This window comes from Pseudomonas sp. MYb13 (genome assembly GCF_002980075.1).
Classification (GTDB): Bacteria; Pseudomonadota; Gammaproteobacteria; order Pseudomonadales; family Pseudomonadaceae; genus Aquipseudomonas; species Aquipseudomonas lurida.
This window is the reverse complement of sequence record NZ_PCQI01000018.1, coordinates 1-24,582: the sequence shown is the minus strand read 5'-3', so window position 1 is coordinate 24,582 and position 24,582 is coordinate 1. Positions and strand designations below refer to the sequence as shown.

The 24,582-nt window shown below is 60.2% G+C and carries 25 protein-coding genes and 2 pseudogenes; 8 read left to right on the top strand and 19 right to left on the bottom strand.

The genetic code is table 11. The features are described from left to right. Nucleotides 1-16: 16 nt before the first annotated feature. Nucleotides 17-1,078, top strand: a complete 1,062-nt coding sequence (locus CQ002_RS24065) for a methyl-accepting chemotaxis protein (RefSeq protein ID WP_371919469.1) — start codon at nt 17-19, stop codon at nt 1,076-1,078. Here CQ002_RS24065 and CQ002_RS24060 read toward each other — a convergent pair whose 3' ends face one another. The 3 genes from CQ002_RS24060 to CQ002_RS24045 all read right to left on the bottom strand — a co-directional run bounded on the left by CQ002_RS24060 (nt 1,079) and on the right by CQ002_RS24045 (nt 4,192). Then, nucleotides 1,079-2,251 (bottom strand): GAF domain-containing sensor histidine kinase, encoded by a 1,173-nt coding sequence (locus tag CQ002_RS24060; RefSeq protein ID WP_105162762.1) that lies wholly within the window; start codon nt 2,249-2,251, stop codon nt 1,079-1,081. It abuts the gene before it with no gap. A gap of 175 nt (nt 2,252-2,426) precedes the next feature. Further along, on the bottom strand, nt 2,427-2,735 hold the full coding sequence (locus CQ002_RS24055; RefSeq protein WP_034108927.1) for a PepSY domain-containing protein: 309 nt from the start codon (nt 2,733-2,735) through the stop codon (nt 2,427-2,429). 329 nt (nt 2,736-3,064) lie between these two features. Then, nucleotides 3,065-4,192 (bottom strand): glycerophosphodiester phosphodiesterase family protein, encoded by a 1,128-nt coding sequence (locus CQ002_RS24045; protein ID WP_034108925.1) that lies wholly within the window; start codon nt 4,190-4,192, stop codon nt 3,065-3,067. 232 nt (nt 4,193-4,424) lie between these two features. On the opposite strand from CQ002_RS24045, the gene CQ002_RS24040 reads away from it, so the two are divergent. Continuing rightward, nucleotides 4,425-4,748: a DUF2025 family protein gene (locus tag CQ002_RS24040; RefSeq protein ID WP_034108923.1), complete on the top strand. Its 324-nt coding sequence runs from the start codon at nt 4,425-4,427 to the stop codon at nt 4,746-4,748. Between the two features lie 46 nt (nt 4,749-4,794). Here CQ002_RS24040 and CQ002_RS24035 read toward each other — a convergent pair whose 3' ends face one another. Together CQ002_RS24035 and CQ002_RS24030 are read right to left on the bottom strand one after the other, a co-directional pair. Beyond that, complete coding sequence (locus tag CQ002_RS24035) at nt 4,795-5,115, bottom strand: antibiotic biosynthesis monooxygenase (protein ID WP_105162761.1); 321 nt, start codon at nt 5,113-5,115, stop codon at nt 4,795-4,797. Continuing rightward, nucleotides 5,112-5,813, bottom strand: a complete 702-nt coding sequence (locus tag CQ002_RS24030; RefSeq protein ID WP_105163160.1) for a CTP synthase — start codon at nt 5,811-5,813, stop codon at nt 5,112-5,114. The genes CQ002_RS24035 and CQ002_RS24030 overlap by 4 nt, the downstream gene beginning before the upstream one ends. Before the next feature lie 80 nt (nt 5,814-5,893). On the opposite strand from CQ002_RS24030, the gene CQ002_RS24025 reads away from it, so the two are divergent. Beyond that, complete coding sequence (locus CQ002_RS24025) at nt 5,894-6,772, top strand: LysR family transcriptional regulator (protein ID WP_105162760.1); 879 nt, start codon at nt 5,894-5,896, stop codon at nt 6,770-6,772. Here CQ002_RS24025 and CQ002_RS24020 read toward each other — a convergent pair. From CQ002_RS24020 to CQ002_RS24005, 4 genes are all read right to left on the bottom strand, one after another. Further along, complete coding sequence (locus CQ002_RS24020; protein WP_034108917.1) at nt 6,769-7,287, bottom strand: DUF1003 domain-containing protein; 519 nt, start codon at nt 7,285-7,287, stop codon at nt 6,769-6,771. The genes CQ002_RS24025 and CQ002_RS24020 overlap by 4 nt on opposite strands. A 76-nt stretch (nt 7,288-7,363) precedes the next feature. Further along, nucleotides 7,364-8,683 (bottom strand): PAS domain-containing methyl-accepting chemotaxis protein, encoded by a 1,320-nt coding sequence (locus CQ002_RS24015; RefSeq protein WP_034108915.1) that lies wholly within the window; start codon nt 8,681-8,683, stop codon nt 7,364-7,366. 261 nt (nt 8,684-8,944) lie between these two features. Next, nucleotides 8,945-10,003 (bottom strand): diguanylate cyclase, encoded by a 1,059-nt coding sequence (locus CQ002_RS24010; protein ID WP_034108913.1) that lies wholly within the window; start codon nt 10,001-10,003, stop codon nt 8,945-8,947. Nucleotides 10,004-10,189: 186 nt separating this feature from the next. Then, on the bottom strand, nt 10,190-10,816 hold the full coding sequence (locus CQ002_RS24005) for a TetR/AcrR family transcriptional regulator (protein ID WP_034108911.1): 627 nt from the start codon (nt 10,814-10,816) through the stop codon (nt 10,190-10,192). A gap of 128 nt (nt 10,817-10,944) precedes the next feature. On the opposite strand from CQ002_RS24005, the gene CQ002_RS24000 reads away from it, so the two are divergent. The 3 genes from CQ002_RS24000 to CQ002_RS23990 all read left to right on the top strand — a co-directional run bounded on the left by CQ002_RS24000 (nt 10,945) and on the right by CQ002_RS23990 (nt 14,498). Beyond that, the gene (locus tag CQ002_RS24000) at nt 10,945-12,003 is read left to right on the top strand and encodes an MBL fold metallo-hydrolase (protein WP_034108909.1); all 1,059 of its coding nucleotides are present in this window, start codon (nt 10,945-10,947) and stop codon (nt 12,001-12,003) included. Between the two features lie 340 nt (nt 12,004-12,343). Further along, nucleotides 12,344-12,898, top strand: a complete 555-nt coding sequence (locus CQ002_RS23995) for a hypothetical protein (RefSeq protein ID WP_080758318.1) — start codon at nt 12,344-12,346, stop codon at nt 12,896-12,898. 97 nt (nt 12,899-12,995) lie between these two features. After that, nucleotides 12,996-14,498 (top strand): amidase family protein, encoded by a 1,503-nt coding sequence (locus tag CQ002_RS23990; protein ID WP_105162759.1) that lies wholly within the window; start codon nt 12,996-12,998, stop codon nt 14,496-14,498. 71 nt (nt 14,499-14,569) lie between these two features. Here CQ002_RS23990 and CQ002_RS23985 read toward each other — a convergent pair whose 3' ends face one another. From CQ002_RS23985 to argH, 7 genes are all read right to left on the bottom strand, one after another. Further along, nucleotides 14,570-14,950, bottom strand: a complete 381-nt coding sequence (locus CQ002_RS23985; protein ID WP_034108905.1) for an XRE family transcriptional regulator — start codon at nt 14,948-14,950, stop codon at nt 14,570-14,572. Between the two features lie 94 nt (nt 14,951-15,044). Beyond that, the gene (locus tag CQ002_RS23980) at nt 15,045-15,992 is read right to left on the bottom strand and encodes a hypothetical protein (RefSeq protein WP_034108903.1); all 948 of its coding nucleotides are present in this window, start codon (nt 15,990-15,992) and stop codon (nt 15,045-15,047) included. 54 nt (nt 15,993-16,046) lie between these two features. Beyond that, a complete protein-coding gene (locus CQ002_RS23975; protein WP_034108901.1) occupies nt 16,047-17,216 on the bottom strand; it encodes an MFS transporter in 1,170 nt (389 codons plus the stop codon). A 150-nt stretch (nt 17,217-17,366) separates the two neighbouring features. Continuing rightward, nucleotides 17,367-18,188 carry an ABC transporter substrate-binding protein gene (locus tag CQ002_RS23970; protein ID WP_069078097.1) on the bottom strand — a complete coding sequence of 274 codons (822 nt, stop codon included), beginning with the start codon at nt 18,186-18,188 and terminating at the stop codon, nt 17,367-17,369. A gap of 25 nt (nt 18,189-18,213) precedes the next feature. After that, nucleotides 18,214-18,978 (bottom strand): amino acid ABC transporter ATP-binding protein, encoded by a 765-nt coding sequence (locus CQ002_RS23965; RefSeq protein WP_034108897.1) that lies wholly within the window; start codon nt 18,976-18,978, stop codon nt 18,214-18,216. 24 nt (nt 18,979-19,002) lie between these two features. Next, complete coding sequence (locus tag CQ002_RS23960) at nt 19,003-19,881, bottom strand: amino acid ABC transporter permease (RefSeq protein ID WP_034108895.1); 879 nt, start codon at nt 19,879-19,881, stop codon at nt 19,003-19,005. Nucleotides 19,882-20,004: 123 nt separating this feature from the next. Continuing rightward, nucleotides 20,005-21,432 (bottom strand): argininosuccinate lyase, encoded by a 1,428-nt coding sequence (gene argH / locus CQ002_RS23955; protein WP_034108892.1) that lies wholly within the window; start codon nt 21,430-21,432, stop codon nt 20,005-20,007. 193 nt (nt 21,433-21,625) lie between these two features. Here argH and CQ002_RS23950 point away from each other — a divergent pair, with 193 nt between their 5' ends. Then, nucleotides 21,626-22,585 carry a LysR family transcriptional regulator gene (locus CQ002_RS23950; protein ID WP_034108890.1) on the top strand — a complete coding sequence of 320 codons (960 nt, stop codon included), beginning with the start codon at nt 21,626-21,628 and terminating at the stop codon, nt 22,583-22,585. A gap of 346 nt (nt 22,586-22,931) precedes the next feature. Next, nucleotides 22,932-23,381: pseudogene (locus tag CQ002_RS23945) on the top strand (cell filamentation protein Fic); the annotation flags it as partial. Between the two features lie 142 nt (nt 23,382-23,523). On the opposite strand, the gene CQ002_RS23940 reads toward CQ002_RS23945, so the two are convergent. The 3 genes and pseudogenes from CQ002_RS23940 to CQ002_RS28665 form a co-directional block, all read right to left on the bottom strand. Next, nucleotides 23,524-24,171, bottom strand: a complete 648-nt coding sequence (locus CQ002_RS23940) for an HAD-IB family hydrolase (protein WP_034108886.1) — start codon at nt 24,169-24,171, stop codon at nt 23,524-23,526. 73 nt (nt 24,172-24,244) lie between these two features. Further along, nucleotides 24,245-24,415: pseudogene (locus tag CQ002_RS23935) on the bottom strand (HNH endonuclease); the annotation flags it as partial. Nucleotides 24,416-24,480: 65 nt separating this feature from the next. Beyond that, nucleotides 24,481-24,582: hypothetical protein (locus CQ002_RS28665; RefSeq protein WP_244913415.1), on the bottom strand; the 102-nt coding region annotated here is incomplete at its 5' end.

Genomic DNA, 24,582 nt, shown 5'->3' with positions numbered 1-24,582 from the left:
ACAGGAACCCCAGCAATTGGGGGTTGCCTACCAGAAAGGCCGCGATGCCTACGTGGCCGCCGGTGGCGATGCGAGCGCCGGCGACACGGCGGTCAAGGGCGTCGACCGCGCCGCCAGTGAGCAGATGAGTGCGCTGGTCAGTGATCTGCGCGAACAAGGCAGCCAGCAATCCAGGGCCATCAGTGCCTACGCCGAGCGTACCGTGCTGGTAGGACTGGCAATCATGGTGCTCTCCAGTGTGTTGATCGGCTTGTTCAGTCTGTGGCTGATCAACCGCAACCTGATCCTGCCGATCCGCAGCCTGATCGACTACGTGACGCAACTGAGCCACGGCCGCTTCGCCGAGCGCGTGGCCAGCCGTCGCCAGGATGAACTCGGCCATCTGGCGGCTGCCGCGAATACCTTGCGCGACTTCCTCGCTGAAACCTTCAGCCGCCTGCAGCGCAGCGCCACCGACCTGGTCAGCGCCAGCGGCGAGTTGAATGCCATTGCTGGCCAGATGCGCAACGAGATCCTCAACACGGGCACCATCATCCGCCGTCTGGAAACCGACAGCGTGCGCATCGGCAAGGTGCTGGAAGTGATTCGTGGGATCGCCGAGCAGACCAACCTGCTGGCGCTGAACGCCGCCATTGAAGCCGCGCGCGCGGGCGAAGCCGGCCGTGGTTTTGCGGTGGTGGCCGATGAGGTGCGCAGCCTGGCGCAACGCACGGCGGCGTCGATCATCGAGATCAACGGGATTATCGAGGCGGTGCAGACCGGCGCGGTGGATGCGGCCGAGGCGATCGTGAGCGGCCAGTCATGCAGCGATGAGAGTGTGGAGAAGGTCACCCAGGCCGGTGCCATGCTGGCTCATATCACCCAGGCCGTCGAGGCGATCCGCGACATGAACCGCCAGATCGTCACGGCGGCCGAGGAGCAGACCTCGGTGGCCGAAGACATCTCGCGCAACATCACACAGATCACCACGGTGGCGACGGCCAACCTCGATAACGTCAAGCGCACCGAAGCGGCGAGCCATAACCTGCGCGGGTTGTCGAGTGAGTTGAACGAGGTGACGGCCCGCCTCGGCGCTTGATCAGGCCGTTGCCAGGCTGAATGTGAACACGGTGCCGTGCTCGGCGGTGGTGGAGACGCTCAACTCACCGCCGTGGGCGTCGGCAATCTGCTTGACGATATACAACCCCAGCCCCAGGCCGGCCTGGGGCGTGTCCTTGGCGGGGCGTGAGTAGGGCTCGAACAGCCGGGGCAAGGCTTGCGCGTCGATCTGCCCGGGGTTCTTGACCGTCAGGTTGAACTGGCCCTGCTCGATCTTCGCCGTGACTTCCACCGGCCCGTCGTGACGGCCATGGTGGATGGCATTGGCCACCAAGTTGGACAGCAACTGTGCCAGGCGATCGCGGTCGCCGCTCACGCCCTGCAGAACGCCGATGTCCGCCTTGATCACTCGCTGCGGGTGCACGCTCTGCACCTCCGAGACCACATGCTGCAATGCCGTCTGCAAACCCTGGCAATCGCTGATGTTCAGCGGAATACCGCTGCCCATGCGGCCCCTGGCGAAGTCCAGCAAGTCTTCGACCAACTGCGCGGCGCGGCGACCGCTGGCCAGGATATGGCGTACGAGGGTATCGGTGGCAGGGTCTGGAAACTTGCGCAGCAGCCGCTCGGCGCCGAAGTTGATGGCAAACAGCGGGTTGCGCAGGTCATGGCCAAGCACGGCGATGAATTGCTCGCGCAGTTCGGCGGTGTCGCGCTCTTCCTGCAATTGCGCATGGGTGTGCTGAGCGGCTTCTTCGGCTTCGATCTGCAAGGACAGCACCCGGGCGAACGACTCCATGGTCGACTGGATGCTGCTGCTGCGCAGGTGGGCAGGGTTGGGGTCGAGGGCGCAGATCGTGCCGAAAAAATTCCCGTCGGTGCGGAACACCGGCACCGAAATGTAGCTTTCAAACTGATAGAGCCGCGGCGTGTGGTGGTCGTGGTAGAGCGGATCCTCGCTGGCCTTGTCGATTACCACGGACACATGGGAGCCGCGAATTTCGTGGCAGATCGTGGTGGTCAGGTCCAGTTCACCGCCTACACCGAGGCCGAAGTCCAGTTGGTCGAGAACGGCGCAGGCGGTCCAGGTGTCGTCGGTCACCCGTGCCACAGCGGCAAAGCGCAGGCCGGTCATGTCGCTGATGACTTTGAGCATCGCGGGGACGGCACTGATTCGGCCAATGGTGGCGATGTCGTCGGCTTTTTGCCCCATGCAGCGTTCTCGATCCGTAAGGTGGTGAGCGTTATGCCCTGGCCGATAGAGGGGATTTTAGCGACCTTGCGCACTCTGGGTGTAATTTCATTCACTAAATGGAGGGTTTTCCTACGTGCGGGCATAAAAAAGCCGCGCTACCCGAAGGCAGCGCGGCTTTGAGCGAGACGGTGAATCAGCTGTCGATCTTGTCTTCCAGCACGGCGCCGGTCTTGGCGTCGAGCTTCACTTCAAACTTCTTGCCGGCGGTGTCAGTCAGGTCAACTTCGTAGACCAGCACGCCGCTGTTGTTGTGGTCCAGTTCGGTGTCGGTGATGGTCGCACCTTTGTGTGTGGCCAGTGCAGCGCTGTTGAGTTGTTCGAAAGGCTTCACGGCGCCGGATTTGAGCAGGCCTTCGATCTGGTCGGGGCGAACATCAGCCTGGGCCAGGCCGGCGGTCAGTGTCAGGGCGGTAGCAGCGAACAGGGCAGTCAAAGTTTTCATGGTGTGTGTCCTTCTCGGGTGAGCTGTTTAAGTGGGATCAGATTAACCAGCGCAACTTAATTCACCCTTAATTATTTCAAGCAGTTGCGCAGTTTGTTCAATCCGCTGGTTGCGCGGGATCGCCTCGCGAATGGCGTGGGGCTGTCGCGAAGGGATGAACAGGCGATGGGCGTTGGTGAGGTGCCCTTGCAGGCTGACCGTGATCGGCGCGCTGGGGCAGAGCATCAATGGGGGGCGTCATGCGCATGGGGCGCGGTGCGCCCCAGCTCGTCGAGGATCAGGCTGTCGTCACGCCCCAACCACAGGCGGCCTGACCATGGGGCCTTCACTCAGTACTTATAGTCGTTCAACAGGTCCTGCACGCTGGACGACGGCCAGCGCTTGTAGAACTTCAGCAGTTCGGCGGCGCGGTTGGTGAAGATGCCATCGACGCCGGCCTTCATCACTTTGTCGAAGTCCACCGGCTCATCCACGGTATAGACGTGCACCAGCAGGCCTTTGTCGTGGGTCAGCTTGTTCATCTCCGGCTTGACCAGGTCCGAGTAGCTCTGGTCGCCATGGTTGGTCAGCTCAGCCGATGGGCCAGTACCAATGGCGCCGAGGCTCTTGGCTTCGTCGACCCATTTTTCGAACTCGGCGGCGTCCTTTGGCTCTTGCTTGGCGTAGTAGGCGGCCTTGGTGGTTTCGCCGGACTCGGCGAAGGTCTGCTTGTTTTTAGGCTCGATGCTGCCTTCACCCACCCACAGCAGCAGGATTTTCGGGGTGTTGGGCATCTCTTTCTGCAGCTCTTTCAGGCTGGCGACTTCAAAGGTTTGCAGCACCACGCGGCCCTTGCCCTGGCCGACGCCTGTGTTGCTCTTGCCCAGCTTGGAGCCGGCGGAACTCAGCCAGCCTTTATCCAGCAGCTTGTTCTTCAGGTCCGCCTCGATGCCCGGGAATTGCTTGGGTTCCTTGGTCTCGATGTACAGGCCGGGTTTGTGCTGCGGGTTGCCTTCGGCGATCTTGATGATGTCGTCCAGGCTCTGGATTTTCAGGCCGACGAAACCTGGGCGTGCGCGGTCTGGGTAGGCGGTGTTGAACCAGCTGCCGGCGTCGAGGGTTTGCAGTTCTTTCCAGGTGAACTCGTTGGCCGGGGCATCCTTGCGATCAGGGAACTTGGTGGCCACGTCGGTGGTGCGCTGCAGGTTGTTGTCGTGCAGGGCGAACAGTACGCCGTCCTTGCTGCGCTGCAGGTCCATTTCCAGGTAGTCGGCACCCAGGTCGCGGGCGATCTTGTAGGCTGCGGCGGTGGACTCGGGCGCATCAAAGGACGCGCCACGGTGGGCGATCACGGCAGGGTAGGGGATGCCTTCGTTGGTCGCCAATTCGGCCGGGCTGATGGGGTCTTGCGCATGTGCCTGGCCAAGGCCGAGCATCAGGGCGAGCAGCAGGGCGCTCTTGGTAAACGTGACAGGCATATGCGAAGTCCTTTCGTGGAGGTAGCTTTGAGAAGGCCTCCTTTTTAACAATTGATTGCGAAAGGCGCTATCACCAAACCGACATTAACGTGCGCACGGGCAAAATTTTCGGGTTTTTGACGGGGGCATTGCAGTACTCTTGGCCGAAGCCGCCCCGTTAGAGGGCAGTATTTCCCGCCACGCGTGTAAACCATCTTTCCAGTCCCAATGGGACTTTTCAGTGAGGTTTACCATGCGCATCACCTCCGAGCTTATCTGCCAGGCTGCCGACCGACTCCACGGTTTTGTTGGCCTCAACCGCAAGACCGGCCAGTACATCGTGCGATTCAGCGAAGACTCCTTTGGCATGGATGTGGCCGATGACGGCATCATCCCCACTGCCGAATTCGTCTGGCTGCCGGCCCCGGAGCAGGCCATGACCCTGTCCCGTGACCGTATCCAGTTGCTGCTGGACCAGAACATCGACGACCGCATCAACATCACCGAGCCGTTGCGGGTGTATATGCGGCGGGTGGAGATCCCGCAGATCAGCGCGTTGCGCAGTCTGGTCAGTTAGGCCTGCACGTTTGTCAACCCGGTGAAGGTATAAAAGCGGGCGCCTTTCAATTCCGGAAGGCGTAGGCCCGTTCGACTTTGCATACCCGGGTCTGGAAGGCCGAGTACCAGGTGGCGCGCCCCTGTTCGCGCACCACGCGGTGCTCGGCCTGCTGTTTCCAGGCCAGGATAGCCGCCTCATTTTCCCAGTACGACACGGTGATGCCCAAGCCGTCTTCCCGTGCCGATTCCACGCCGAGAAACCCCGGTTGTTCGCGCGCCAGTTCGAGCATGCGAGTGGCGGCCTGGCTGTAACCGAGATCGCCTTCGGTGCGCAGTGAACTGAAGATCACCGCGTAATAGGGCGGTGCGGGTGTGTGGGCGATCATGCCGACACCGCCTGGCATGCCTTGAGCAGGGCAACCGCCAGGGGCGGGGTGACGCCTTTCAGCGCGCTGCGCTCGGGCTGGAACAGGGTGGCCACGAAGAACGGGTGATCGAGCAGTTCCACCGCGCGCAAGTCGCCAGCTGCATCATGGCCGCTGGGGATCAGGTCGCCTTCGAGCAGGGCATCGATGAACTCAGGGTTGATGCCGTAGCGGCAGCGATAGTCCTCCAACAGGTCAAGGGTGCCGTAGGCGTCGGCGATGCGCGTGTAGGGCGCCAGGCGCACAGTGTCGGTGGCTTCCACCAGGGCACAGCTCAATGGCGCGATCACTGCGCGCTTGGCATCCGGGGCGAGTTCGCCATGCTCGGCATCGGCCCACCCCACCACGTTGCGGGCATATTCCAGCACGGCATGTTGAAAGCCGCCGCAGGTGCCCAGGAACGGTCGCCGCTGTTCGCGGGCAAAACGAATCGCCCGCAGGGCCGCCTCTGTGTCGCGATAGGGCGTGGCGGGGACGCACCAGAAACCGTCGAAGCCCTGGAGTGTCACGGGCAGGGCGTCGGTGTCGAGCCACTGTACGTGCACGGTCAGGCCCAAGGTATCGGCTGCTTGTTGCAGCGCCACGGGAATCGCCTGGTGGGCGGTCACGTCGAGGTTGTAGTCGCCGATCAGGGCGACGTGGAGGTGGGTGGCGTTCATCGTGTACATCCCATGGCTTGTGGTGTCCTGGGGCGCACTATAGATTGGCGTTCACGCAATCAATATTGGCGTTTGCGCACATGCTCAATGCAACCACGCACTACTCACTGGATTACCCAGACCTGTCGCTGATCCTGGCCCTCGTGCGCGGTGGCACCCTCGCCCGGGCGGCGGCATTGTTGCGGGTGGATGTGTCCACGGTGTTTCGCGCAGTGCGGCGCCTGGAGACGGCGCTGGGCCAGACGTTGTTCGAAAAAAGCCGCGCCGGTTACCTGCCCACGAGCCTGGCGAGTAACCTGGCGCAGCAGGCGGAACGTGCCGAGCAAGCACTGGAAGCTGCGCGCATTGGGGTGGAGCAGGGCGGTGAAGTGATCAGCGGCACGGTGCGCCTGACCTGTACCGATTCGGTGCTGCAGGGGTTGCTGTTGCCGGCCCTCGCGCAGTTCATGTCGCATTACCCGGCGCTGACCCTGGAGCTGAGCACGTCGAATGATTTCGCCAACCTCAGCCGCCGCGACGCGGATATCGCCCTGCGCCTGACCAAGGCGCCGCCCGAGCACCTTGTCGGACGTTGCCTTGGCAGCGTGTCATACCAGGTCTGCGCCAGCCGAGGTTTCGTCGAGCAACACGCGGGCCGTGAGTTGGCCGACCTGCCTTGGATCGCCCCGGATGATTTCTTGCCCGATCACCCGACGGTCGTCTGGCGTCGCGAGCACCTGCCCGGTGTGCGCCCCAGTTATCGCTGCAACAGCATGCTGTCGGTGACCGAATTGGTACGGGCGGGGCTGGGTGTGGCGGCATTGCCGGACTTTCTATTGGGGGAAGGCCTGCAGCCACTGGGGCCCGCATTGGCGGGGCACAATACGGCGCTGTGGTTGCTCACGCGCCCGGATTGTCGAGCATTGCGCTCGGTGGTCGCATTGTTCGATGAGCTGGGCCGGCATGTGCGGTTGCCTTAGGCTTTTCGCACAAAGTGCTCATGCATTTCGCACGTGAGGCTTTCGATATGTTCGGTCAGTTGTTTGGTCATTTCCGTGAGCCGGGTGTTTTGCTCCAGCAGTTCCAGTAACTGCTTGGTGGTCTGCGCAGCCTGGGCCTGGCGCTCGCTGTTGGCGATTGCCAGCGCTTCGCGGTGTTGTGCGTCGGCATCGGACTGGGCTTTGTCGCGCGCCGCCTGGCGGGTCTGGGCCAGCAGGATCAGCGGCGCGGCATAGGCCGATTGCAGGCTGAAAGCCAGGTTGAGCAGGATGAACGGGTACACGTCGAAATGCGTGATACCGGTCATGTTCAACACCACCCACAACACCACGAGCGCAGTTTGTGCGCCGAGGAACGTGGGCGTGCCAAAGAAGCGCGCGAAGGCTTCGGCCTTGAGGGCAAAGGTGTCGTTGCCGAAGGTCGGCGCCAAGTGGGCGTGGGCGCGGTGGAAGCGCAGGTGGTCGACAGGGGCGGCTTCAGGCTTTTCTGGGGTCATGGTGGGCTCGGATCATCGACAAATAGACAATGAAGCACTATAGACCGAGCCCCCGACCGCCCGCATGAAGATCGTCTCAGTGAGCGCCACGCTCATTGGCAAACGCACTCACCGCCTGAACGGCCTCACCGGTGCCTTCGCGAATCTGCAGGATGACCGTACCGGCGCGATTGGCCAAGTCCACGCCTTGCGCGGCGCGGTCGCGGGTACCGTCCATGCTGTGGATGGCCTCGCGGGTTTCATCCTGGATCATCGCGATCATGCTGGAGATTTCTGCCGTCGAACCACTGGTGCGCGCTGCCAGTTGCCGTACCTCATCGGCCACCACGGCAAACCCGCGACCCTGCTCGCCCGCACGCGCCGCCTCGATGGCGGCATTGAGTGCCAGCAGGTTGGTCTGGTCGGCGATGCCGCGAATGGTATTGACGATGGTGGAGATCTGCTGCGAGCGCTCGCCCAGCTTGGCGATCTTCTGTGAAGAACTGTCGATGTCCGCGGCAATGTCGCGCATGCCGCTGGCCGTTTGCTGGATCACGTCGGCACCCTTTTCGGCGATGTCCCGGGTGTTCAGGGAGATGTGGTACGCCTGGGCGGCACTGGCGGCGTCGGCGGCATGTTGTTGCACCCTGGCGGTGATGTCCGAGGCGAACTTGACCACTTTGCACAGGCGCCCGCTGGCGTCGTACACCGGGTTGTAGTTGGCTTCGAGCCACACGGTCTGGCCGTTTTTATCCACGCGCTCGAACTGGCCGCTGAACAATTCACCCTGGTTCAGGCGCCGCCAGAAATCCTCGTAGGCCGAACTGTTGGCCAACGCTTTCGTGCAGAACAGGCGATGGTGCTGGCCCTGGACCTGCGCGAGGGTGTAACCCATGCGCTGCAGGAAGTTCGTGTTGGCGGTGATGATGGTGCCGTCGAGGTTGAATTCGATCACCGCCATCGCCCTGCCGATGGCTTCCAGCTTGGCGTTCGCTTCGCTTTCGGCCTGCAGGCGCGGGGTGACGTCCATGGCGTACTTCACCACTTTGGTCACGTGCCCCTCTTCATCTCGCACTGGGTTGTAGCTGGCTTCGAGCCACACCGACTGACCATCGCCGGCCACCCGTTCAAAGGTGCCGGACTGGAAAAGGCCATTGCGCAGGTTCGACCACAGCTGGTTGTACTCGGCGCTGCGAGCGAATGCCGGGGTACAGAACATCCGATGGGGTTGGCCCTCGACCTGTTCGGCGCGGTAACCCATGGTCTGTAGGAAATTGGCATTGGCCCGCAGCACGTTGCCCTGCAGGTCGAATTCGATCACCGCCATGGAGCGCTCGATGGCGTCCAGCAAACTGGCATGTTGGGCAAGGGTGTGTTGCAGCGAATGTATGGTTTTTTTATGTGCGTTAAATAGCATGTTCGGATGCTCGGGCAAGCAGACTGCTGGAGTTTCCTTGGGTATGCGCCTGCCCCCGTAAGGCATGCGCCATACGGTTGACTTGCTCATTGTCAGCTTCCTTGTGCCGACAGAGGGGTGGACAACGGATTCAGAGTGATAAGCCTGACAAGAAGTTCGCCCCGAAGGCAGGACCTTTTTTGGGTAGGCGACCAATGGTGGCATTATGCTTTCTTGCGGCGCGCAGGCAGGAAGATTCGGACGAGCTGTCGTCGCACTGTTTCAGGCGGAGTAGGCAACCCTTTCGTCGCTCACGTTGACCCGGTTACGCCCCGTGTCTTTCGCCGTATACAGCGCCCGGTCCGCTGCATTGAGCCACATGGCGGCATCGGTAAACGACGGCTGGAACCCCGCCAGGCCAATGCTCAGGCTCACGCGCAGTTCAGGGATCTGCGGGTTACGGTAGTTACTGAAGGTTTCGCGTATGCGTTCCATGACCTCAGCGGCCTTTTCCAGCGGCATTTTCGGAAGAATCACGCAGAACTCATCGCCGCCGTAACGCCCGGCCAAGTCGTTTTCCCGCAGGCTGCGGCGCAGCTCCAGGCTCAGTTGGCGCAGTACGGCGTCGCCGACGATATGGCCGTGGGTGTCATTGATCTGCTTGAAGTGATCGATATCGATCAAGGCGATGGTGGCGTGGCTCTGCTGTTGCTGGCACTTGTGGAACTTGAGGTGCAGCAGGTCTTTCCAGGAGCCGTGATTGAGCAGGCCGGTGAGGCTATCGATGCGGCTCAGTGCGCTGAGGGCACGTTTGTGTTCCGAAAGTTTGATCGCCAGTTGGTAGCAGACCATGCCGATCGCCATGGGGTAGAGCGTGAGCATGGGCAGGCAGGCGTAGACCTGGACCAGGCTGACCGAAGGGTTGAACTGCACGCCGAACAACAACGCGCCTGCCCCCGCGCCGAGCAACTGGGCTCCTGCGCCGCGTATTAACAGGCGCTTGCCACCGGCGGCGACGTTGTTCATGGCGACCATCGACAGCAGGGTCACGGTGGTCAGCGGGGTGAACTGCAGCGTCGCGGCCCAGAACCCGCTGAACAGCGCGTCATACATCAGGTTGCGCTGTTCGGCGTCGTAGGGAAATTTAGAGCGGGTTGCCAGTTGATAAGCCAGATGTGGCCAGGCGAAAGCGTTGACCAGCAACAATGCCCAGACCCAACCCGGCATCGCGAGCGGATACAGCGCAGCGATGACGCTGATACAGCACATCGCCGTGCCGATAATCCTTGGCTTGTAGATTCGCCGGGCAAAGGACAGCCCTTTGCCTTGTCTGTTTTCCATAAATTCCTGGGTCAGCTTTTTGCAGAAACGACGACACGCGTTCGCAGGCTTAGCCGTTGATCGGATAAAGCCTATGAATATTGTCAGTTATTCGTGCGGGAATAATCAGTGTCCTTCCAGGCCATTTGCGCAAAACAGAGGGCGAATGCGTCAAAAACGACCTGAAATGTCGTTCACACAACAGGATTACGGCTGGCGAGACGGGGTGACTTCGTAGCCGGCCAGGAACAGGTCGATGGCTGACTCGATGACGCTGGCTTGGCTGGCAGCGTCCAAGGTGGGTTGGCCGAGGGTAATCTGTGGCCAAAAGGCAAAGGCTTTGAGCAAGCTCTGGATCTGGTGGGCGGCAAATGCCGGGTCGGGGCAGTTGAGTCGGCCGTCTTCCTGGGCGGCCCGTACCCACTGGGTGAAGCCTTCTTCACGCTTGCTCAGGCGGGTGACCATGTCTTGCGCACGCTCTGGCGAATGGATAGTGGCGGCAATCGCGACCCGGGCCAGATCGAGGAAATTGGCGTCCGACATCATTTTCATCTTTGCCTCCAGCAACCCGCGCAATTGATCGCGCAGCGGACGCTCGCTGGTGTAGCTGACGTCAAGCTGAGCGACGCTGCTGGCCCAGAGTTGATGCAGGATTTCGGCGAATAATTCTTCCTTGCTGGGGAAGTGGTTGTACACCGTGCGCTTGGATACGCCAGCGGTGGCCGCGATCTTGTCCATGCTGGTGACCTCGAAACCGTTCGCGCGAAACTCGGCGATAGCCGCGGCCACGATGGCTTCGCGTTTACGGTCGGTGAGGCGTTGTGGGGCAGTCATGGGTGGCGCTCGGCTCTTCAGGGAAAGGAAAGTTACACTCGGTAGTTTACTTGCTCCGGATTTTGTTGCAATCTTGAAACTACACTGTGCAGTGTAATTTATGAGCGAGCCGTAGGAGTCACCCGGTAATGGCCACCCTCTCATCCCGTGTCGATTCATCGCCAGCCACGCGCAAACCTGCCGAGCAGGACCAGAAGCCTTTCAGCAATGATGCTCCCGTGCAGCACGGTGGCTTTGGCAAGACCTTGCGCATTTTCTGGAACATGCTGTTCAACAAACCGCGCAGCACGCGCCCGGTGGGGCAGATTCCGGTGCAACCGCTGACTCGCGAGCAGCTGCTAGCCGCTCCGGATCACAGCGTGTTCCGTCTTGGGCATTCCACCGTTTTGCTCAAGATGCGCGGAAAATTCTGGGTCACCGACCCGGTGTTCGCCGAGCGCGCCTCACCGTTCAGTTGGGCCGGCCCCAAGCGTTTCCACTTGCCACCCATCAGTCTTGAGGCGTTACCGCCCTTGGAAGCGGTGATTCTTTCCCACAATCACTACGACCATCTTGACCGCAAGGCTGTCGTCCAATTGGCCGAGAAAACCCGCTATTTTCTTGCTCCGTTGGGCGTGGGCGACCTGTTGGTCAAGTGGGGCGTGGAGGCGAGCAAAGTGCGCCAATTGGATTGGTGGCAGGGCACTGAAGTGGATGGCATTCGGTTTGTCGCCACACCTGCGCAGCATTTTTCCGGGCGCGGGCTGTTTGATGCCAACCAGACACTGTGGTGTTCCTGGGTGATGATCGACGGTGCCCGGCGGATTTTCTTCAGTGGCGATACTGGCTACTTCGACGGCTTTAAACGCATCGGCGAACAGTACGGCCCCTTTGACCTGACACTCATGGAAACAGGCGCTTACAACGTCGATTGGCCCCATGTGCACATGCAGCCCGAGCAAACCCTGCAAGCCCATATCGACCTCAAGGGGCGGTGGCTGCTGCCGATCCACAACGGCACCTTCGACCTGGCCTTCCATGCCTGGCACGAACCGTTTGACCGCATCATGGCCCTGGCTTGGGAGCGCAACGTGTCGATAACCACACCGGCGATGGGGCAGGCGTTCAGCTTGAATCAGCCTGAGCGTGGCGGGGCGTGGTGGCTGGAGGTGGAACCGAAAGGCGCGCAAGAGCACATCGCCGGTTGACGGCAGGCGTGTCGGAAAAAAGGAGGTTTCCGGGTGTTTCTAGGCGGTTCCAGCCCTTGGACGAGGGGGCGATGATCCTGCGGAAAGTCACTTCCGCAGGGCTGTCAACATGGACATCGAGTGTAAGAAAAATTGGCAGTCGGGCATGCCTTGTCGATCTGGCCCACCGTCACCTGTGTTACCGGAGAGGGTGGGGCTGACAAGAGCGCCACCGACCCCCTCCACCGATGCAGCGAGCCCGGGCAGTATCGCTTTCGGCGCGCCTTCCGGCAGCGACAGGCACTTATCGGGCGGCATTTACATTCCTGGTTACAGCGCACCGGCCTTCCCTGTGAAACCTGTGCGTGATCCATCGTTATCGCTGGTCGCCTTGAGTGGCATCGACCCTTCGGGGCCGGTCATGGTGGAGGTGCCCCTGGTGCAGAACAACACCACCTTCACGCCCGACCGAAGCGTAACTGGCCTGCGCGTGGGGGTTGCAGGACCCTACGAGCGAGGCGATGGGCATTCCCCTATCGAACACCGCGCGCTGTTCGTGCGGGCGCTGGAAAACCTGCGCCTGGCCGGGGTGGAACGGGTGCAGGTTCCTGCACTGTGTGTGGATGACACGCTGCAATTCAACCTGCACACCCGCCATGCAATCGATGCACTTTTCAGTCAATATCGATTGGATGCGCTGGTGTCCGACAGCCAGAGTGCTGCATTTGACCCTGCCTGTTGGGTGGGTTGTCCCAGGCTTGGCGAGCCACTTGGGGACGGCACAACGCTGTGGTTCTATGGCGAGCGGGGGTCGAAGGGGGCGCTGCCGAACCTGGTGCAGGCGTATCGCAGTGCCTGCCGGCTGACGGCGGTACAGGGCAGGCTACCTGGCGCGCTGAATAATCCCACGTTTTAAACGGTATGCGTCGCGCTGTTGGGAAGGCGAGGGTTTTTTAGACTGGGGCATGGATCAATGGCGGTCCTTCGTCGTTTCTTACTCCCCAAGAGGTCTTATGTTCTCTATTGCCTATGGCTTGGGCTTGATTGCCCGGCAAACCCTGCAAACCTTCGCCGGCGACGACTCTCGTGCGACCTCAAAGCCCGTTCCGCCCGGTACCGAGTCCCTCAGCGTCAGTGAGCTTGGCCGGCAAATGGCCCTGCCGGGTGGGCTCCGCTCCGCCGATCTGGTCAGTTACCTGCAGGAACGGATTCGCAGGTTGGACCCGCAACTGCGTTCGGTGATTGAACTCAACCCAGAGGCACTTGAGACCGCGCGCGAGTTGGATCGCGAGCGCGCCAGCGGCAAGGTGCGCGGGCCACTGCATGGTATTCCCGTGTTGCTCAAGGACACCATAGAAACGGCAGGCATGCAAACCAGTGCGGGGGCGTATGGCCTTGTTGGCGAAACGGCAGGCAGGAATGCGCCGTTGGTTGACCACCTGATCCGGCAGGGCGCTGTGATCCTGGGTAAAACCAATATGACCGAGCTGGCCGGGTTTCGTGGTGGTCCCGATGGCTGGAGCAGCCGTGGCGGGCAAACCCGTAACCCGCATAAGCCGGGTGCCGACGTCGGAGGTTCCAGTTCCGGGTCTGCCGCCGCGGTCGCGGCAGGGTTGGCGCCCTTGGCGGTGGGGTCTGAAACCAATGGTTCGATTATTGTGCCAGCAGCACGCAATGGTGTTGTGGGGCTCAAGCCCACGGTTGGCCTACTGAACCGCACCGGGATTATTCCCGCGAGTCAGCATCAGGATGCGCCGGGCCCGATGGCTCGCTCAGTGTTCGATGTTGCATTGATGCTCAATGCCATGTCAGGCAGTGATCCTCAGGACCCGGCGAGCGTGGGAGCGCCCCAAGGCGTCGATTACACCCGGTTACTGGTTCCAGGCGCGCTGAAAGACAAGCGTATCGGCTACCCCGCGACGTTTTCCGCAAACGGCGAAACCCTGTCGGTCGACAACAGTACCCAGTTCAGCCGGACACTCAAGGTGCTACGCGAGCAAGGCGCGGTATTGGTGCCGATCAATCAGCGCCTGGCCGACGCATCACGCTACGACGAGTTGCTGCTCTCGGACGTGAAGGACGAGCTTAATGCTTATCTGGCCAAGCGCCCGGGGCTGCCGGTGAAGTCACTGACCGAACTGATCAAGTTCAACGACGAACGCGATGGTGCGCAAGCAGACCATCAGCCAGTGCTCAAGGACGTTAATGCCGCTACCCTGACGGCGGAACAGCGCAAGCCCCTGTGGAACGCGCTTATCCAGGATTTTCGCAGTACCGTGGATGACCCGATCCAGTTGCATAACCTCGACGCCGTGGTCTCGGATTTCGAGACCAACAGTTACTTCGGCGTCGCGGCTGCTGGCTATCCAGGCATCGCCGTGCCTTCGGGTGTCGATGAGGACGGTCTACCCACCAGTGCCTATTTCTTCGGTACCCGTTGGGCCGAACCTACCTTGTTGGCAGTGGCCTACGGTTATGAACAGGCAGCCCAGGTGGCTATCAGGCCGGAGCCTTGACCCCGTACGGTTTACACCCAAGTAGATGGGAGAGGCCGAGACCCTCACTTGCCCGGTGAGGCGACTGGACGCTACGCACCGTTCGGTTGAGGGGTTGGGGAGTCAAGTGACGCCGAAGTGGTACCGATCAAACGAGAGATGATTCCTCGCGCTGCGGGCTCGGTTGCAGCGGTGTCAAACCGGCGTGCACTCATCCCCCACCCCGGCGCAAAACCCGGGAAAAACACCAGCCCTTCAGCCTCCAGGCGAAACGCCAACGCCAGGCGGGTTTCATCACCCACGTCGCACTGACTTTCAAACTGTTGGACCGCTTCGACCGCCACGCCAGCCTGAAGCGCCAGGTGTTCCCGGCTCCAGCCCAACATCGCACGGGCCTGTACGCTGTGCTTGGCGGTGAATTGATGCAGGACGATCTGCTGTTCTACGAAAGAGCTCATTGCCAGAGAGGACATGGGGTTTCTCCAGGATTCGACGGGGGAGGGCAAACTATACTGTGTTTTTGTACAGTTGTTTTGACCGCTCATCAACTGGATTTTCAACGACCCACTATTCCAGCCCCGGTGCCTCGCGAATGATCAGGTGATCCAGGTTCTCGATATTCGCGCTGAACACGCCAAACGTCTGCTCGGGGTTTTTCTTGCTGGGCACCTGTTTAAACGTCGGCGTCACGCCATAGAAGAAGCAATACAGCGTCCGTTCGCTGTCTACCGCCGCCTTGATCTGCTCCAGGAATGCCTTGCGCTTGCGGTAGTTATCGATGAGTTTTTTGCTCAGGTAGACGTTGACCGAGTAGGGCTTCTTGTCGAGCCATACCTTTTTTTCGAAGTCGATGCGAAAGCTGCTTGTGTAGTCCTTGATCGCCTTGATCCTGCCCCAATAGATCAAGCCTTTGTTGTCTTGCAGGTATTCGATCTTTTTGAAAAACGTCCAGTAGGTCGCCGTGTGGTCGCCGATCTTCAACGGCATGGACTTGAGTGTGTCCTTGTCGTCGATATTCGACACAAAGCATTCCACCGGGTGAGCGAACACGCTGGTTTTATCCGGGGGGCTGTCATTGGAACCAGGTGATCCAGTGGCACGGCTTGACGGTGCTTTCGCTGGCTCCTGTGGGACGCTTGCTTCGGTGCTCACCAAGGGGGCCGTGCGTGCATATTGCCGACGGGTGAGTACAAATTCCGATGGGAAGTTTTCCTCGCGCTCGTTGTCACCTTCCCCGGTCGCAGTCTTGTGGGTGCTGGCGTAGCGACAACCGTCGATGTGCCGGGTGCTGGTCTTGTTCTTGAAGTGCGGCGTGCGCAGGTAATTGACGTTTTTTGCGTTGAACGTGCCCAGCGCATTGTTCGCATCAAACGCTGCCCGGCAGTCATCGTTGGGGCAGAGGAAACGCTCCTTGTCGGAGTCGAAATCGGCGGTTTCGTCGAAATTCAGGTCTCGGACGTCGTAGATCGACAGCTTGTCGTCGAGACTCAGGCTGTAGGCCGTGTCGAATTTCATGGGGCTCGGGTCCGTGAGAAGTTTCGCTATTAATAGCGGGATCCCGCGTAAATATCAGCAAGAACCTGCGACCCTTCGCCCGCTCAAGAAGCACAACGTTCCCCCTATCGCCGTCAATGCACCCAGCGCATAGAACATGCTGGCCGGCGCCGCATTGATCAGCAGATAGCCGCAAATGACCGGGCTCATCGCTCCGCCAAACGCCGCGAGGTTCTGCGCGCCGTAGTAGCTGCCGCGCAGTGCATCAGGGGCAATGGTGTCGATGAACAGGAACTCGGAGGGGTAGATGATCATTTCGCCCAGGGTGAATACGAACATCGCCAGGCACCAGGTGACGAGGCTGTCCGCGAGGCTGAAGCCGATCAGCCCGGCAATGAACAGCAAGGTGCCGAGCACGATCCAGTAGCGCAGTTGCTCACGCTTGAGGAAGCGGCCGATCTGGTACTGCATCAAAATCACGGTGATGGCGTTGCAGGCCAGCACCGCAGACAGAATCTTCAATGCCTCGGCAGGCTTGTAGGCCACTAGCAAAAACTGCGACAGATACAGGGTGTAGCGCCCATGGACAATGGTGCTCAGCAGGCTGCCGCTGGTGAACAGGATCAGCGTGCGGTCGCTGCGCAAGGTGCGCAGGGTGGTGAGGAAACTCAATGGCTTGTTGCTGTCATCCCGCTGGGTGGGCGGGATGCCGATCATCAGGAACAGGCTGCCGAAGGCGATCGCACTGGCGATCAGGAACGGTGCCAACGGCATGTGGCCGGCAATCACCACACCGACCATGGGGCCGGTGGCGTAGCCGACGTTGGTCAGGGTATAGCGCAGGGAAAAGACCTTGGCGCGGTCGCCTACCGGCAGGTTCTCGCTGATGATGGCTTTGGAGCCAATCAGGAACAGCGCCGACGCAGCTTCGGTGATGACCAGGGTCAGGGTCGTGAGGTAGAGGTTGCTGGCAAAGGTCAGCAACAGAAAACCGATGGAGCTGGAGAGCATGGCCAGGATCAGCAGCTTGCGCTTTTCCAGGCGGTCGATGATGTAGCCGCCGTACAGGCCCAGCAATGTCGCGATAAACACCGCGATGCCCATCAACAGGCCGATGTCCTGCTGGTTCAGGCCCAGGCGGGTACTCAGCAGCAAGGCCAGCAACGGGCTGGTCATGGCGCGGCTGACCACGATGGTCACCGAGCAGATCATCAGGCGGCGGATTACCAGGGAGTAGGTGGCCACGGTGGGGCGGATGTCCTTGTTATGTTCTCTAGGTAACACTCATCAAACGTGAGGGAGCTGGCTTGCCTGCGACAGCGATGAGCCAGCTTGCACATGCGTTGCCTGGCCCACCGTTATCGCAGGCAAGCCAGCTCCCACCTGCAGATTGCGTTACTGGCCGGCGTTGATGGTGATCTTCTCGACGGCACCTTGCTCCAGGTCCCATTTCTTCAGGATCTTGCCGTACGTCCCATCATCAATCATGCCCTGCAACGCTTCACTGATCGCCGTGACCAGTTCCGTGTTGCTCTTCTCGATCCCCAGCCCCGTGAACTGCTTGGAAATCGCCAACCCCACCGGCTTGTACTTGCCCTTGTCCAGCGACATCAGGTAAGGGATGGTCTCGCTGCCCTGCATCGCCGCATCCAGGCGATTCTGCTGCAACTGCGCCCGTGCATCCGCCGAGCCTTCTGTGCCGATGACTACGATCGCTGGCTTACCCGCGGCTTCGCAGTTTTCCTTGCTCCAGGCGGCAATTTCCGACGGCCAGGTAGTGCGGCGGCTGGTGCCGACTTTTTTACCGCACAGGTCAGTCAATTCCTTGAGGTCTTCACGCTTGGCCAGGGTGTACAACTGCGGGCCACTGGTGAAGTAGTCGATGAAGGTCACCGCCTTCTGGCGTTCGGCGGTGTCGGTCATGCCCGACAGCACGATGTCCACGCGCTTGGTGGTCAAGCCGCTGAGCATTTGTTCGAAGCCGGTTTCCTGCCATTTGATCTTCACGCCCAGGCGCTCGGCCAGGGCGTTGCCCAGGTCGAAGTCCAGGCCGGTGATCTTGTTGGTGGCCGGGTCCTTGAAATCCATTGGCGGATAGTTCGGCACGATGGCCGCGCTGATCTCACCCTTTTCCTTGATTGCCGCCGGCAATGCCGCGAAAACAGCGGAGGAGGCCATCAGGCCTGCGAGCAACGTTGGGATAAACAATTTTTTCATGGGGGCGTTCTCGTTAGTTTTTTAGTTAAGTGCGAACGGCAGAAATAAAGCTTTGGGTACGCGGGTTTTGTGGGCTTATTAGAATTTCTTCCGGGCTGCCGGCTTCCACAATCTGGCCGGCGTCCATGAACACCATGCGGTTGGAGACTTCGCGGGCGAAGCCCAATTCATGGGTGACCACGATCATGGTCATGCCGGTGGTGGCCAGGTCGCGCATCACCGACAGCACTTCGCCGACCAGTTCCGGGTCGAGGGCTGAAGTAGGTTCGTCGAACAGCATCAACTTGGGACGCATCGCCAACGCACGGGCAATCGCCACGCGCTGTTGTTGCCCGCCGGACAATTCCACCGGGTAGGCATTGCGCTTGTCCGCCAGGCCGACGCGGGCCAGCAGTTCCAACGCGTCTTCGATGGCTTCCTTGGGCGAGCGCTTGAGTACCTGGCAGGGGCCTTCGATGATGTTCTGCAACACGGTCATGTGCGGGAATAGATTGAAGCGCTGGAACACCATGCCGGTGGCCAGGCGCTGGCGGGCGATCTGCACTTCATTCATCTCATGCAGCTTGTTGCCGACGACGCGGTAACCCACCAGTTCGCCGTCAACCCACAGGCCGCCCTTGTCGATTTTTTCCAACTGGTTGACGCAGCGCAGCAACGTGCTTTTACCGGAACCCGACGGGCCGATGATGCACATGACTTCGCCTTGCTCGACCTCGATATTGATGTCGCGCAGCGCGTGATACTGGTCGTAGTACTTGTTCAGGTTGACGGCCTTGACGATGCTTCTCATGGGGCAAATCTCCTCAACCCAGACTTACGAACGCTTGCCGGCGCCGCGGGCAAAACGACGCTCGAGGCGGCTTTGACCAAATGAAAGAACAGTCACCACCGCCAGGTACCAGATGCCGGCCACAATCAGCAGCTCCATGACCCGCGCGTTGGCGTAGTAGATGTTTTGCGCGTTGTGCAGCAGCTCCGAGTACTGGATCACGCTGGCCAGGCTGGTCATTTTCACCATGCTGATGAACTCGTTGCCTACCGGCGGGATGATCACTCGCATGGCCTGCGGAAGAATGATCCGGCGCAGCGCCTGAAGGCTTGGCATGCCGATGGACTTGGCCGCTTCGTACTGGCCGGTGTCGACGGAGAGCAAACCGGCGCGCACCACCTCGGCGGTGTAGGCACCCTGGTTGATGCTCAGGCCGAGCAGGGCAGCCACGAACGGTGTCATCAGGTCGACGGTGTCGATGCTGAACAGGCCGGGAATCGCGATCACCGGGAAAATCAGCGCCAGGTTGAACCACAACAGCAGTTGCAGGATCAGCGGCGTGCCACGGAACAGCCAGGTGTAAGTGATGGCCACATAACGCAGGATCGGATTGGCCGACATGCGCATGATCGCTGTGATCACCCCGATTACTACGCCCAACGCCATCGCCAGGATCGACATGACGATGGTGTTCACCAGGCCCCAAATAATGGCCTCGGACGTGAGGAACTGGCCGATGTAGGACCATTCGATCTGGCCATTGGCGAAAGCGCGCAACAGCGCTGCCAGCACGATCACGATCAACGTGGCAAAGAACATCCGCCCGTAATAGCGGCGCGGCACGTGTTCGTACTGGGTTATGTCGAACTGGTTCTCGGACAGCTTGCGCTCTGTTTCCAAGCGCTCGGCCGGGGTCTGGTTCATGGTGATTCTCCAAAACTGATAACGCGCTAACTGCTGTACGCGGTCCAACGGTTGAAAACCGGTCAAATGTGGGAGCTGGCTTGCCTGCGAAAGCGCCGGTGAGTTCACCCCCTCTATGCAGGCTTAAATCCGAAACCCCTGATAACTCTCAGCCCACTGCTGCTGTGCAGCCAGTGCAATCTTCAACCGGCCGATCTGCTCGCGCACTCGCTCCGGCGCCGTCCCACCCCAGCCACTGCGCGCTGCAATCGCCGCTTCCAGGGTCAGGCAGTCCCGCACTTCGGGTGTGAGACGCGCATCCACCTGCGCCAACATCGCTGGCGAGGCTTCCCACAACTCAATTTCATGCTTCTCACAGGCCTGTACTAACGCGCCAGTAATCTCATGGGCCTCCTTGAACGGCACACCACGGGTGGCTAACCAATCCGCTACCTCAGTCGCCAAGGTAAAACCCATCGGTGCCTGGCGCCGCAGCTCCTCCACCTGGACTGTCATGGTTGCCACCATCCCGGCCATGGCTGGAAGTACCAGCAGCAACGTATCCACACTGTCCAGCACGCTGTGCTTGTCTTCACTCAAGTCGCGGTTGTACGACAGCGGCAAGGACTTGAGCGTCGACATCAACCCGGTCAGGTTGCCAATCAAGCGACCAGCCTTGCCCCGTGCCAATTCGGCGATGTCCGGGTTCTTCTTCTGCGGCATGATCGAGCTGCCTGTGGCGTAGGCGTCGTCCAACACCACCCAGCGAAATTGCCGCGAAGACCAAAGGCAAAACTCCTCGGACAAACGCGAAATATTCACCCCGAGCATGCCCGCCACAAACAGGAATTCCGCCACATGGTCACGGCTGGCGACGGCATCGATGGAGTTTTCGCACGGCCCGGTGTAGCCCATTTCCTTGGCCGAATGCTCCGGCTGGCGCGCAATCGCCGAACCAGCCATTGCCGCTGCGCCAAGTGGTGACAGCGCCGTACGTGCATCCCAATCCACCAAGCGCTGCACGTCCCGCAGCATCGATTGCGCGTGTGCCAGCAAGTGATGGGCGAACACAATCGGCTGCGCCTGCTGCAAATGGGTAAAACCGGGGCAGATGCTCTCGATATGCTGCTCGGCCTGTTCCACCAACGCCTGCTGCAAACTCAGCACTTCGGTGGTGATGGTGCGCGCATGGTCACGTAGGAAAAGGCGTAGATCGTTGGCGGTCTGGTCATTACGCGAACGCCCGGCGCGCAATTTGGCGCCCAAAGCGCCCAAGCGCTCGATCAATACGCGTTCGATAAAGGTGTGTACGTCCTCGTCATCCAGGGTCGGATGCAAGCGGCCGGCGGCGAAGTCATGGCCGATCTGGTCCAGGGCTTCGAGGGTGCGCAGGGTCTGCGACTCATCCAGCAACCCGGCGCGCTGCAACTCACGGGCATGGGCGCGAGAGCCGGCCAGGTCGTAGGGCGTCAGGCGGAAATACCGCTCTGGGCAGCGCGACAACGCGGCCAACGCAGCCGACGGGCCGGTCTTGAAACGAGCACCCCAAAGGCGGTCGGTGGGTTGGGACATGGGTATTCCTCACGCTTGTTTTTAGAAGAGTCGGAGGCAGTAAAAATAAGTTTTCAACTAGACTGAATCAGCGTCTGACGCGCCGTATTCAAGGTTGCCAAGGGCGGATGTTTATGTTCATTATCGCCGCCTGGCTATGTTCAAGGACTGGGTTGAAGCCTGTTGAATATGGCACTTGAGGTCAACGCGTATTATGGAAACTCCACTTTCCACTTCTGGAAACCTGCCGCCAAAACCCGGCACAAGACCGCCCCTGCAGTTGAGCGGGCTGGACTTCAAATTGCTGCGGGTGTTCATGGCCGTGGTCGAAGCGGGTGGCTTCAGTGCCGCGCAAAACGAGCTGAACGTGGGGCTGGCAGCCATCAGCAAGCAGATCTCCGACCTGGAAATCCGCATCGGCATGCGCCTGTGCACACGAGGCCGGGAAGGGTTCGGGCTGACCGAAGAAGGCAAGTTGGTGTATCAGGCGTCCATCGAGTTATTTACCTCGGTGGACAGTTTTCGCGACAAGCTTAGTTCGGCGCAAAACGAGCTTATTGGCGACCTTAGTGTCGGCGTTATTGATAACACCGTGTCCGACGTTAATTCCCCGTTGATTACCGCGCTGGGCAACTTACACCGCCAATCACCAAAAATAAGATTACGCCTGCATGCCTCGCAATTGGACGAAGTTGAACGCGGTGTGGTGGAAGGGCGCTTGATTGTCGGCATCGTTCCCGTCTACCAGCGCCGCGAAGAATTCGACTACTTCCCGCTGTACGACGAAAAGTCCCACGCCTACTGCGCCGTAGGACACCCGCTCTTCAACGAGAATGGCATCTCGCCCGAGGTGCTGCGCCAATATGAAGTGGTCAACCATCGGTATGCGATCCATCGCGACAAGGCCAACTTCGTCACCTACGACAGCCAGTCCGCCTCGGCCTCCCAGGTCGAAGCCGTCGCCATCCTGATTCTCACCGGTCGCTTCCTGGGCTTCCTGCCAGAACACTACGCCGCGCCATTGGTAAGGGAAGGGCGCCTACGCGCACTGTGCCCGGAACAGGTGCACCTCAGCACGGCATTCAACCTGATCCTGCGCCACAACGCCCCGCGCAGCCCGATGGTCAAAGCCTTCGCCACGGCCTTGGGTGTGGACCTCAAAGCCGCGATATAACACTCAAGCCAGACACCGTCCCTCCGAGCGACAGAGATCAACTGTGGGCGCTGTCGAGCCCCAGCGAGGCTGCGAAGGGATCGCCTCGGTCTCCTGACGGCCCCATCAACTCGGATCGTTTCCCTTTTAGGTCGTTATCGTTTTCAAATGAAATGGCTGATTTGTTAGCAAATTTAAAAGTGCATTAGCGTTTTCGTGCTCACAAAATTATCGTTTTCGCCTACTATCCCCTAATAGTTATCGTTTTTTGGCGTTCGTTAGGGGATTCGATCATGCAGGTAGGCTTCAAGGCACTCGCTGACCGCTACCGTATCTCGCTTGCACAGCCACTACGCGTCGAATCGGTACGCTGGAGGCATTTTCGCGGCCATTCATGCAACGCTACGCTGGCTCCTATCGATTTGGAGAACTTGTAGTCTACGAGGACGGAACCCGCAGCAATCTGGTCTTCGATGACTACGACGATGCGCAATTCGCGTGGCGCTACCCCGACTTGACCGAACAAGTCTTGTATACGGCACAGGTAGTGGCGCACACGGTTCGTATAGAGATGGCTGATGAAGCGCGTGTGTTGGTCATCTTTCAGCGCGCCCAGGAACGGCTGAAAGAAGTGCTGGAAATGCCTGATCAGGACGCAAACCGAGTCATTCGCTCGTTAAAGGAAAATGGCTGGCAGGTATCGGGGAAATTGAAGAAAGCTTATCCGCAGCTGGAAGTTATTCACCTAGCCGAACGGGTTGTGGAAGCGGTTCGATCCGCATTTCAAGATCAAGAATTGGGTAGCGGTGACGATTGATCGGAATGGGCCATCCGCGCACTAGCACCCTATGCTAGTGCGCGACCCTCGGTGCTCATCCGCTCAAATGTGGGCGCTATCGAGCCCCAGCGAGGCTGCGAAGGGATCGCCTCGGTCTACCTGCCGATCCCACCCGCCCGCATCACCGCTGCAACCGAGCGCGCTTTTTCTTCTTCGCATGAAAGTGCCGAAAATGCGCATCCTGCGCCGCCGCCAGCAATTCCCGGTCCCCACGCGTATCGCCCCAGGCCCGGAGCCGATACTCCCCCAGGTCCCCATACACCGCCTCAAGCCGCAACACCTTGTTCTCACAGCGGCAGTTATTGCCGGTGAGCTTGCCGGTCAACACCCCGTCAACGACCTCAAGCTCAGTGCCAATCAACTTGATCCCAAGCCGATCGGCAAACGGCTGCAACACCAACGCCGGCGACGCTGAGCACAGCGTCACCACTGCCCCCGAGCCCAACTCCTGCTCCACCGACAGTACCCCGGCCGGTCGCATCAACCGCGCCCAATTGCGCTGGCAATACTCCTCGGCCTTCTGCTGTACCCACGCCTTTTCCACCCCTGTCATGAAGGTGCGGATCAGCTGCGCCTTCAATTCATCCCGGCTGAGCTGCCTCAGCAAAAAGCGCAGCCCCGGCACCGCCAGCTTGACCATCCGGCCATAAAACTCGCCGGTGCCAAAGGCAAACTTGAGGAATGGCACGAAACTGTCGTGGTGGGTCAGGGTGCCGTCGAAGTCAAAGACGGAAAGTACTTTGGCGTCTGCGGGGCCGGCTTCGAGCATGTCTGGGTTCACGGGTTGGCCTCGGTCCTATCTACTGTTTTTTTGAGTGTGCATCAGGTGTGACAGCAGGAGTTTACTCCCGTGCCAATCTTCCGACGTTGCTGTAAAGCGCTGCAGTGAAAGCGTTCCGATCACTCGATCGGTGACAACGCTGATGGCAATTGGGGCACAAGGCTACAGCATTGGTGATGCGATCCGAACCCTTCTGGGCGAGCCGCTTGAGATGATGTGCTTCAAAAAGTGGCCATTCTCCACGCATAAAAAAGCCCTGAACAAGTCAGGGCTTCATCGTGCAGCTTGGCTCAGGAATCAATCCCAGCTCAGCGCGCCGCCAGTCTGGTACTCGATCACACGGGTCTCGAAGAAGTTTTTCTCTTTCTTCAAGTCCATGATCTCGCTCATCCACGGGAA